1 protein-coding gene is annotated in these 801 nt (G+C 67.2%); it reads right to left on the reverse strand.

Annotated features, from left to right (window positions below; genetic code table 11):
* Nucleotides 1-801 (reverse strand): methyl-accepting chemotaxis protein (locus AC07O2_RS25970; protein WP_495234997.1); only part of this gene is annotated, 801 nt, incomplete at its 5' end.

The following is an 801-nucleotide window of genomic DNA, read 5'->3' on the forward strand; positions in this document are numbered from 1 at the left end:
TTAAAAGCTGGTCCAGTCGTCGTCGTTGGTGCTGGCGGCCTTGGGCGCGCTGAGCTTGCCCATGGCGGGTTTGATGCTAGGTTTGGCAGTGGGTTTAAGGACCGGCTTGGAGGCAGGCCTGGCGGTCTGCGTGGGCAAAGATTTCGCCAACGGCTTACGGGCTACAGCAGGCGCAGGACGGGCCAGGGCAGGACGGGCAGCCGGCGCGCGCAGGGGTGCCGGGGCGGCCCTGCGCATCGGTGCCGGCACGGGTGCGGTCGCGACAGCGCGCTGGGTTGCAGCACCATCGAGCTTGAACACGGCCACCACCTGCACCAGGTCGTTCGACTGGGTGCGCAGGCTGCTGGCGGCAGCGGCCATTTCTTCCACCAGGGCGGCATTCTGTTGCGTGGCCTGGTCCATCTGGGTGACGGCCTCGCCGACCTGGGCCACGCCCAGGGCTTGTTCGTTGCTGGCGGCGCTGATCTCGCCCATGATGTCGGTGACTCGGCGGATGGAGCTGACGACTTCGGTCATGGTGACGCCGGCTTGGTCCACCTGGGCCGTGCCCTGGGCCACGCGTTCCACGCTGGCGTTGATCAGGTTCTTGATTTCCTTGGCGGCGTCGGCACTGCGGCCGGCCAGGCTGCGCACTTCGCTGGCGACCACGGCAAAGCCGCGGCCTTGCTCGCCGGCCCGGGCGGCTTCGACGGCGGCGTTCAAGGCCAGGATGTTGGTCTGGAAGGCGATGCCGTCGATGACGCCGATGATGTCGGCGATCTTTTGCGAGCTGTCGTTGATGCCCTTCATGGTTTCGACGAC

It is taken from the genome of Rhodoferax sp. GW821-FHT10B06, assembly GCF_059415605.1.